A 9,658-nucleotide genomic window follows, 5' to 3' on the forward strand; every position below is an offset into this window, starting at 1 on the left:
ACCGTGCGCCTGTGGGATGCCAAAACGGGCGAATGTGTGCAAGTGTTAAGGAGCGATCGCCCTTATGAAGGCATGGACATTACGGGCGTAGCAGGACTAACAGAACCGCAGAAAAGCGCGCTGATCGCCCTCGGCGCAGTAGATGATGGACCTGTTTGAGCAGCATCGACAGCAGATCACCGCCGCCGAAGCGCCCCTAGCAGCTCGGATGCGGCCGCGCACCCTGGCAGAATACATCGGGCAGGAGCATATCCTGGGCGAGGGGCGACTGCTGCGCCGTGCCATTCAGGCAGACCAGCTTTCGTCGCTGATTTTCTACGGGCCGCCGGGAACGGGCAAAACGACCCTGGCGATGGTGATTGCCAACACGACCCGCGCCCGGTTTCTGTCGATTAACGCAGTGCTGGCGGGTGTGAAGGAGATTCGAGAGGCGATCGCCACCGCCCAGGAAACACGCGGCATGTACGGACAGCGCACCATTCTCTTTGTGGATGAGGTGCATCGGTTTAACAAGTCTCAGCAGGATGCGCTGCTGCCCTGGGTGGAAAACGGCACGGTGATTCTGATTGGCGCAACGACCGAGAATCCCTACTTTGAGGTGAATAAGGCGCTGGTCAGCCGTTCGCGGGTGTTTCAGCTTAAGCCACTGACGGAACAAGACTTGGAACGAGTGCTGGATCAGGCATTGCAGGATGGCGATCGCGGCTATGGAACGCGACAGGTTCAGATTGATCCAGACGCTCGCACACATCTGATCAACGTTGCCAATGGCGATGCTCGCACATTGCTGAACGCGCTGGAACTCGCCGTTGAAACCACGCCTGCGAATGCAGAGGGAACAATTCACGTCACGCTGGAGGTTGTCGAAGAATCCATCCAAAAACGCGCCGTCCTCTATGACAAAGAAGGCGATGCCCACTTCGACACCATCAGTGCCTTTATCAAAAGCCTGCGCGGTTCCGACCCGGACGCGGCCCTCTACTGGTTGGCCCGCATGGTCTACGCAGGCGAAGATCCGCGCTTTATCTTTCGGCGGATGCTGATCCTGGCGGGCGAAGATGTGGGCATGGCTGACCCCAATGCCGTCGTCGTTGTCCATGCCTGCGCCGAAGCCTTTGACCGGGTGGGGATGCCGGAGGGTCGCTATCCGCTGGCCCAGGCGGCGCTGTATCTGGCGACCTGCCCCAAATCCAACAGCGTCATGGCGTTTTTTGATGCACTGGCGGCAGTGGAACGCGAACGCGAAGCCGAAGTGCCGACCCACCTGCGCGATGCCAACCGAGACAAGGACGGCTTTGGGCACGGCAAGGGCTATCTCTATCCCCATTCCTATCGGGAGCATTGGGTGGCGCAGCAGTATCTTCCGGGTCGCTTGCAGGGGCAAGTCTTCTATCAACCGTCGGAGCAGGGCTATGAGGGGCGCATTCAGCAGGACGTGGCGCGGCGGCGCGAGGCGCAATTGGCGGCGCTGGTGGAGGGTGTGGGCGTGGCGCTGCCGGAGGTGCTGACCTTTGGCCCGGACGATGCGGGCATAGAGCGGTGGCTGCAACGGACGCTGAGCCAGTCTGGGGAACGGCTGGCCCAGGTGCGCGATCGCCTCTTTGCACTGGCTCCGCCCCAGCGGCATCACCTGATTCTCGACCTGAATGCGGGCAGTGGCTTGTTGACGTGGGAGGCAGTGCGGCGCGTTCCCGAAGGCGGGGTCTACGCCTGTGCGCCCCAGCAGCAGGATGCAGCCGCGCTGCAAGAACAGTCGGCTGCGCTGCCGGAACTGCTGCGTCCCGTTGTGCTGCACAGCGCGATCGCCGATTTACCCGCTGTGCTACACGCCGAGTCCCCAAGCCTGCATTTCGATCGGCTCATAGGTCGGAATGTGTTTTTGAATGCGATCGCCCCTCCCAGCACATGGCTCCAAGCCTGGAAATTGCTGCTGCAACCTGGAGGGTATCTGCTCTTGGCAGAGACAATGCCTCGTCATACACAGCGCCTGCACCAGCTCATTCCCCCAGACCGCATTCCGTCCAGGCTACTGAACCGCTGGCGCAAGGCGGAGGAGCAGCTTTACGAAAGCGCCGCGGTCTGGAGCATGACCTGGGATGTACAAGACCTGGAAACGCTATTTGATCAAGCAGGGTTCACCGCAGAGATTGCGCTGGAACACACGCAAACGGAACTGCTGATTTCACCCACGCTGATTGACCGCTGGTTTGCATCTGCCAGTGCCAAGCCCACCTATGCGGAACAGATCCGCGAATTCCTCTCGGATGCGGATCTGAACCAAATTCAGACGCTATTACGCCAGTGCTTGAGCCACCAGACGGTGCAGTGGCAGGGGGCGATCGCCTTTGTCAAAGCCCAGTCAAAGCCCAGTCAAAGCCCAGTCAAAGCCCAGCCCAAGCCCTGATCTAATCAAAATTTAAAGTGTCTAGTAAAGTGTCTAGGGCTAAATCTAGGGCTGACCCGCAGGCGGTAGCGTCGGAGTGCGAGGAGTGGTCTGACCTGCGCCAGCGCCACCCGGTTGGGCAGAACTGCCGCCATTGGTGCGGGGCAGCGGTGCAGCAGGCGTTCCCAGCGGATCACCCGGCACAGTCGGCAAGCCAAAGGGATCGAGCGGCGTTCCTGGATTTCCCAGACCAGGATTATTCAAACCAGGATTATTCAAACTAGGATTATTCAAACCAGGATTATTCAACCCTGGCGCTCCACCGGGCGTTGAAAAGCCGGGTTGACCCGGTGCAAACTGGTCGGTTGGCTCTTGGGTACTGGGCGTGACGGCCAGGGCGACGCGATCGCCCCCCACGGCCCGCAGCAAGTCCAACACCCGCACCACGCTGTCGTAGCTGGCGTAGGGCGGCGCATTCAGCACGATCGTTCCATCGGGCGACTCTTGCTGAAACTGCTGTACCAACTGCACCAAGCGCGACTCGTCCACCGGGTCTTCATCCCAGTACAGCGTGCCGACTGGATCGATCGTCACAATTTTGGTTTGTCGCATCTGGGCGACACCCGTAGAAGCCCTGGGCAAATCGGTGTTGATCGCAAACTGGCGCGTCAGCGACACCGCCGCCAAGATAAAGAAAGTGAGGATACAAAAAATCACGTCGATCAGCGGAATTAGCTCGATCCGCACGTCGTCTTGCTGCGATCCGGGGTTGAGGATTTTCATAGCCAGCGGTTTGGAGAAACGTTAGGGAGATGGGGTGAGACGGCCCTGTGCTGAAGCGGGCGGGCTAAAACCCTCAGGACGGCTCTGCGGCTTCGGCGCTGGTGCCCGAAGGGTCTGGGGCGATCGCGCTGGAATTGGCTCGTTTGGCGATGCGTCCGGCATCCTGACCACTCCAGGTTTTGCGATAGAGCAGTTCTAGCTCGTTGCCCGCTTTTTGGAAAATCTTAGCCTGTTGAGCAATCAGCCCTTGAAACACCCGATAGAAAGCCAGCGACAGAATCGCGATAATCAGCCCCGTGGCAGTGGTGATCAGCGCTTCAGAAATGCCCAGCGTCACGTTTTCTGTCGCCGTCGTGCCCAGATCGCCCAGCCGAATCGAGCCGAGGGAGTTGATCAGCCCCAGCACCGTTCCCAGCAGGCCCAGCAGCGGGGCGATCGCAATCACGGCTTCCAAAATCTTGTCGCCCTTGTGCATGGCGGCGAGTTCTTCCTGGGCGCTGGCTTCCATCGCCAACTGCACCACGTCCGGCTCCTGGTCTTTTAGCTCCAGACCCGCATTCAAAAAGCGCCCAATCGGCTGATCGGTGGCGCTGCGGGCCAAATCTCCCGCCGATCGCCAGTCGCGCTGGGCGGCTTCTAGCACCCGTCCAGCAGTTTCTCGTTCACGGGTCAAAATTTTCCACCAAAAGAGGACGCGCTCGATCACCACCGTTAGCGACAGGATCGAGAGCAGCAGCAGCGGCCACATCACAAAGCCGCCCTTAGAAAAAAGCTCACCAATATTCACAGTATTTTTTGTCCTCCATCCATGACTGGTGGGTACGCGAATCGGGAGGGGTTCTGGCTTAAAATCCGGTATCCGCTCCAGGCCGTCTCAATTTTAGAGAATTTTTAGCAACCTTTCCCAATCCGGTTTCAAGAGAGTCGATGAAAAGCGCCAAAGGGCTTGATTTTCCAAGAATTTTCTCAGTCTGGCATCCTTCAAAGATGGCTCTCGACCGCTCCCTTTTGCCCCCTCCTGGCAGCAAGACGTAACGCAAGGGGCTTGAGTTCTGGGTTAGACGACCCTTTAAGATTTTGGGCAAAGCTGGGCACTCTGGAGAAAACTTTGGGCAGAAACTTTGGGCAGAAAACTTTGGGCAGAAACTTTGGGCAGAAAACTTTGGGCAGAAGGCTTTGGGCAGAAAACTTGGGGTATGGGTGCAGCCTGACTGAATTTGACCATTCCTGCCTCACAATTTCTGCCTGACCATTCCTGCCTGATCATTTCTGCTTCTACTTGACAATTGCCAGACCGGAAGCGGTAATTTGCTCACTGGACTCGCTCCTGAACTGAACTCGCCACTACTGAATCATGGGGAAACATCATGGGGAAAACCGCGATGCATCGAGCGCAACGACTTTATCCTGCTCATCTACCGTCCCAACCTCTCCCGTCCCAGCCTCGATTCTTCCAACCAGCTTTGACGCGATCGCCCCGTCGAAGCTGCCCCTCCACCCAGCGGTCAGGGGTGCGCGGTTCTCTGGTTGCAGGTCTGGCGGCGCTGTGGCTAGGTGGACTGGGACTGGCGGGGGCGATCGCCCAACCCGTGCCCCAGGCGGCGCAACGAGCCTACGACAGCGGCGTTGCCAAGCTCAACAATCGCGACTACAGCGGCAGCATTGCCGACTTTACCCAGGCCCTCAGCTTTAGCCCCAGCAGCGCCGCCATCTACGCCATGCGGGGCGCGGCCTACGCTGGGTTGGGCCAGTTTGAACCGGCGATCGCCGACTACACCACTGCCCTGCAACTCAACCCCACCTACGCCGATGTCTATTTCAATCGCGGCGTGGCGTATTACAGCGTCGGCAATGCCAGCGCCGCCCTCAGCGACTTTAACCAGGCAGCCCAGCTTACGCCAAATCGGGCTGAGGTGTATCTCTTCCAGGGGCGGGCCCGGGCGGCAACGGGCGACCTCGACGGGGCGATCGCCGCCTTGAATCAGGCCATCGCGCTCCAGGCCAACTATCCCGAAGCCTACCTGAATCGCGGCGTGGTGCGGGCGCGGCAGGGCAACCATGATGCGGCGATCGCCGACTATGACCAGGCGATCCGCCAGCGCTCGAACTATGCCGATGCCTACCTCAACCGGGGCAGTTCCCGCTTTGCCCAGGGCGACCTAGAAGCGGCCCTGCGGGACTTTAACGAGGCCGTCGCCAAAGACAATACCTCCGCCGTGGCCTATTTCAACCGGGGCTATGCGGCAGGAACCCTGGGCGATCGCCGCGCTGCCCTGTCCGACTTTAACCAGGCGATTCGGCTTGATCCGGGCTATACGGCTGCCTATATGAACCGGGGCGTGCTGCGGGCGGCGAGCGGCAACATAGACGGAGCCATGAGCGACCTCAACCAGGCCGTGTCGCTGTCGCCAGACGATGCCCCCGCCTACAAAGCCCGTGCCGACGTGCTGATGCAGATGGGCGAACCGCAGCGGGCGATCGCCGACTATACCCGCGCCATCGAGCGCCAGCCCAACAGTGCCAGCCTGATGATGGCCCGCGCCGAGGCCCGCCTGGCCCAGAGCGATTTTGCAGGAGCCGCCCAAGACTTGACCCAGGCGATCGCCCTCGAACCCAACAACGCCCAGGCCTATGGCAAACGCGGCGCGGTGCGGCTGCGGCTGGGCGATGCCCGCAGTGCCCTCAACGACCTCAACCAGGCAACCCGGCTCAACCCGCAAGATGCCGACAGTTTCTATCACCGGGGGATTGCCAAACGGCGGCTGGGCGATCGCGCTGGGGCGCTGGCCGACCTGCGCCAGTCTGCCGAGCTATATCGCCAGCAGAGCCGCGCCGAGGGCTACCGAAATGCGATCGCCGAAATGTCAGCCCTCCAATGATCTGGGTCTGGGGTGGAGGCGATGGCTCCCCAGTGCCGATGGCAATGGGCTGGGGGCTAGCCTGCTGGACGGTTCAGCCCAAAAGCAGCTAGCCCAATCAGCCCAATATGGGCGGGATAAAACCAGTAAAACCATCGCGCCTTGGGGCCGCGCTCGTGGTTGGCACAGGCGAAGATCAGGGCAGCAAACCCCGCGAGAAACTGGAAATTTCCCGACATGACCACCGCCGTCAGTGCGGTGAAAATGCACCACACCGTCCACCACAGCGGCGTTGGCTTGTAGTTGCCGATCAGCGCAATCAGGGCAATGCCATAAGCGTCGTAGTTAAAGTTCGCCAACTCAGCGGCGATCGCCCCCACCAGCCAGATCAGCACTGCCCAACGGGGCCACTGCCGCGCCGCCCGCAAACACAGCAAGCCCAGCAGCAGCGTAAATAAAATATTGAAATCCTCAAATAGCGCAATTCCAAAGGTGAGTTGATAAATCGGCTGCGACAGGATTGCCATCCCCAGCAGCCGCAGCGCATATTGGTGAAAATTTTGCGTGTGGGCCTCGCCCTGCACCAGCAGCCACGCAAACAGCGGAAAACTGAGCCGCCCCAAGCCATAGCAGAGCATGGCCCAGTCCGTTTCGTCCAAAAAGACGTAACCGACGTGATCAATCACCATCAGCCCCGCTGCCAGCAGCTTGATTTGGTAGTTGGTCAGCGTTGCAAAACGTGCCGAAAGGTCTGAAGACACAGTGCTAAATCTAGAATTACCTGAGAGTTTCCAATCTGAAAGTCTGGCCAGGAAATTAGGGGTTTCGCTACTAGGCAACCTCAAACAAGGCTGCTAGTGTATACGTGGACTTGAGGAGCGATAGTGAAACCCTATAAACCCTAAATTAGGGGAAACCCTAAGTTCGACCCGATTTTGACCTGAACGCACCCTTCTGGTTTGACCCCTTCTGGTTTGACCCCTTCTGGTTTGACAATGCGCCCTTAATGCGCCCCTAGAGAATCATGAGCAAACAACTTTCTGATCAGGCTAACAAACTCTGGACGTTAATTACGGAACCCAGCACCGCAAAAACCTATCGAGAAGCCCTAGAGGTTTCCTGGAAAATTTTAAGGGAAACTGGAAATTTTCTTTGGCTAGTGTTGTGCCTAGCGCTAGTCGGCATTGATTGGTTTTGGGAGAATTCCATCGCGGCTGGTCGCAAAACCCGCGCCTGGGTGAACGACCTAACCGCCGAAAAACCCTCGCCAGAGCAGCTTTTGACCCCTGAGACAGGCAAAAAACTGCTAGATTCGGGCAAATCGACGCTGGATTCAGTGGTCGCCGCAGCCCGCAAGCAGTTGGGATTGTCCGAAAAGCCGCCCGAACCTGTAGCGCCGCCTAGCCCGCCTGTTGCTGAGTCTAGTGGGCCCTCGGTGGTTGCTCCGTCGCCTGTTGTGGTTTCGGCTGAGAGTGTCGCCTCTGCCGAAAGTAAGCCACCTGCGGCGATCGCCTCTACCGAAGAGTAGGGCATCAGAATCGCTTGCTGCTTCACACTTTTCTGGCAGCACTGGGATTTAAGCTGTTACAATAGAGAGCGCTGTCTAAATCAAAAGGTGAATGTGAGTATTCATGGCTAAGAAGAGCATGATCGAGCGTGAGAAAAGGCGTGAAAAGTTAGCGGCAAAGTATGCTGCTAAGCGGGAAGCCCTTTTGGAAGAATTTTCAAAGGCTGAATCGCAGCAAGAAAAGCTCGAAATTCACCGGAAGATCCAGCAGCTTCCTCGCAACAGCGCCCCCACCCGCCAGCGCAACCGCTGCTGGATGACTGGGCGGCCCCGGGGCTACTACCGTGACTTTGGCCTGTCGCGTCACGTCATTCGAGAAATGGCGCACCAAGGTTTGCTCCCTGGCGTGGTGAAGTCTAGCTGGTAGAGCGTTTGGGAATATTTCCCGGACTCCTCTTTCTAGCTTGACTGCTTCACTGAACTGTTTGGCTTAATAGCTGGCGGCTCATCGCCGTCAGGTTACACGGCATTAAGATCTCGTCGCACAAGTCTTGAATCAGCATCCACTCCAGCCCGGACAAGTCTTTTCGAGTCCGGGCTGTTGCTATACCTATCGCATTCTGGGGCCCTGCTGTCGCCTGTTTGATCGGGAAGAGTTGCCCTATCCCTGCTGTCGGCTAGAGTGGCGCGGCAAAGAGCCAAGCTGGCGGCGCATTGGTCGGCGGCTGGTGCCCGACGTGGGGGCCCGCTCTTCGCCCTCCTACGTGGTGGAAATCCTGGGTCAGGAACACGCCAATGAACCGTTTGTGGTGACCTTATACTGGCTTAAGCTGTCGCCGGAGCAGCGCGAGTGGTGGTATTCGCGGAAGTTAAAATCCCCAACTCCTGCCGAATTGGCGGTGCAAAATAATCTCCCTAGCTCTCCCTAGCAGCGAGTCCCCCTTGTGCTATCACTGTGGAGCCGCAATTCCCAAGACCTGCTGGGCGATCGCCCCTAGCACCTCCACCGGAGCCGACGACACCAGCGTAGAGGGATAAACTGCTGTCCCCAGGTGGGGATGCAAAATCACGCGACAGTTGCCGCAGTGATCCGTCGAGTAGCCCAGGGCCGCCCGCGCTACGGCCACATCGTCCAGCGGCAGTGTGCCCCTGGCAGAGAGAATCGGCCAGCCCGTGCGCGGGTCGAACAGGTCTGCCAGATGTCCCTGCTGCTGGAGTACCAGGGCGATCGCCCTCCCCTGGTTCAGGAAGTGCGATCGCAGCTTTTCCTTTTCTTGCTCTGTGTCGAGCGTCCGCGCTAGCAGCGCAAACTGGCTGGGTTGCAGCATCACTAGCACCGACGCAATCGCCTGCGGCCAGGCAGGAAGCAGCCGTGACTGGTGCTGCAAAATATAGTCGCTGGGCGGATGGATGGAATACTGCACAAGACTTTCTTAAACCCGTCTTTACCAAAAGGGTCAGACAAACCCGTTAGGATTCAGAACGCTGGGCTACGCCATTTTAGGCGAATCACTCACCCTATTGCACGGGTCCCCCAAAGGCACGGGCTGAGCGTCCTTAACGGCGAGAGAACAAGCTACCAAGCTACCAAGCTACCAAGCTACAAGTGAACTACTAACTTATGAGCGAATTAATTGTCGTGGTGTTTGACCAAAAGCTGGCAGCCGACCATGCGCTGCTAGATCTGCTGGGGCGCGAGCAGTCCCATCTGGCAGATTTTGAAGATGCGGTGGTCGTAACCAAAAATGCACAGGGAAAAATCCGGGTCAAAGCCTACCACGACCTGCTGGAGCCTGTGGGCGAACTGAGCAACGACCTGTGGGGCGGCATCCTGAGCGCAGTGGTGTTTCATCGCTCGCTGGCGATCGCCCAGGAAATCTTTAACCCCGATTTCCTCATCCAGGTTGAAGAGGCACTCCAACCCAATTCGTCTGCGCTGCTGGTGCTGGTTCACGCCGAAGCCGTAGAGCGTGTCGTCGAAGAACTGTTTGCGCTCAGCCCCATCGTTATCAGAACGCCGCTGCCGGATGCCAAACGCGCAGCCCTCAAGCAGGGGCAGTAATATACTTCACTATACTTCACGCAGCAATTTCAGCCCTCACCCTTTTCTGGTATGCCGAAGGCTTT

The 9,658-nt window shown here is 58.5% G+C and carries 10 protein-coding genes; 6 read left to right on the plus strand and 4 right to left on the minus strand.

The window, feature by feature from the left end; genetic code table 11:
• Positions 1-145 precede the first annotated feature (145 nt).
• Positions 146-2,404, plus strand: coding sequence for an AAA family ATPase (locus tag IGS51_RS03635; protein WP_297076039.1), 2,259 nt, complete (start codon positions 146-148; stop codon positions 2,402-2,404).
• 45 nt (positions 2,405-2,449) lie between these two features.
• Here IGS51_RS03635 and IGS51_RS03640 read toward each other — a convergent pair whose 3' ends face one another.
• Complete coding sequence (locus IGS51_RS03640) at positions 2,450-3,166, minus strand: biopolymer transporter ExbD (RefSeq protein ID WP_297076022.1); 717 nt, start codon at positions 3,164-3,166, stop codon at positions 2,450-2,452.
• Positions 3,167-3,239: 73 nt separating this feature from the next.
• A complete protein-coding gene (locus IGS51_RS03645; protein ID WP_297076024.1) occupies positions 3,240-3,953 on the minus strand; it encodes a MotA/TolQ/ExbB proton channel family protein in 714 nt (237 codons plus the stop codon).
• A gap of 676 nt (positions 3,954-4,629) precedes the next feature.
• Here IGS51_RS03645 and IGS51_RS03650 point away from each other — a divergent pair.
• On the plus strand, positions 4,630-6,045 hold the full coding sequence (locus tag IGS51_RS03650) for a tetratricopeptide repeat protein (RefSeq protein ID WP_297076026.1): 1,416 nt from the start codon (positions 4,630-4,632) through the stop codon (positions 6,043-6,045).
• Between the two features lie 56 nt (positions 6,046-6,101).
• On the opposite strand, the gene IGS51_RS03655 is transcribed toward IGS51_RS03650, so the two are convergent.
• The gene (locus IGS51_RS03655; protein WP_297076027.1) at positions 6,102-6,785 is read right to left on the minus strand and encodes a TraX family protein; all 684 of its coding nucleotides are present in this window, start codon (positions 6,783-6,785) and stop codon (positions 6,102-6,104) included.
• Positions 6,786-7,048: 263 nt separating this feature from the next.
• Between IGS51_RS03655 and IGS51_RS03660 the strand changes: the two genes are divergently transcribed.
• From IGS51_RS03660 to IGS51_RS03670, 3 genes are all read left to right on the plus strand, one after another.
• On the plus strand, positions 7,049-7,552 hold the full coding sequence (locus tag IGS51_RS03660) for a hypothetical protein (RefSeq protein WP_297076030.1): 504 nt from the start codon (positions 7,049-7,051) through the stop codon (positions 7,550-7,552).
• Between the two features lie 103 nt (positions 7,553-7,655).
• The gene (gene rpsN, locus IGS51_RS03665) at positions 7,656-7,958 is read left to right on the plus strand and encodes a 30S ribosomal protein S14 (RefSeq protein ID WP_172353256.1); all 303 of its coding nucleotides are present in this window, start codon (positions 7,656-7,658) and stop codon (positions 7,956-7,958) included.
• A 124-nt stretch (positions 7,959-8,082) separates the two neighbouring features.
• Complete coding sequence (locus IGS51_RS03670; protein ID WP_297076033.1) at positions 8,083-8,460, plus strand: hypothetical protein; 378 nt, start codon at positions 8,083-8,085, stop codon at positions 8,458-8,460.
• A gap of 21 nt (positions 8,461-8,481) precedes the next feature.
• Here IGS51_RS03670 and IGS51_RS03675 read toward each other — a convergent pair whose 3' ends face one another.
• Entirely contained in the window at positions 8,482-8,955 is a 474-nt protein-coding gene (locus tag IGS51_RS03675) for a methylmalonic aciduria and homocystinuria type D protein (protein ID WP_297076036.1), read from the minus strand.
• 197 nt (positions 8,956-9,152) lie between these two features.
• Here IGS51_RS03675 and IGS51_RS03680 point away from each other — a divergent pair, with 197 nt between their 5' ends.
• Complete coding sequence (locus IGS51_RS03680; RefSeq protein ID WP_297076038.1) at positions 9,153-9,593, plus strand: DUF1269 domain-containing protein; 441 nt, start codon at positions 9,153-9,155, stop codon at positions 9,591-9,593.
• Positions 9,594-9,658: the final 65 nt, after the last annotated feature.

Origin of the sequence: Thermoleptolyngbya sp. M55_K2018_002, assembly GCF_015295965.1 — a bacterium.
GTDB lineage: Bacteria > Cyanobacteriota > Cyanobacteriia > Elainellales > Elainellaceae > Thermoleptolyngbya > Thermoleptolyngbya sichuanensis.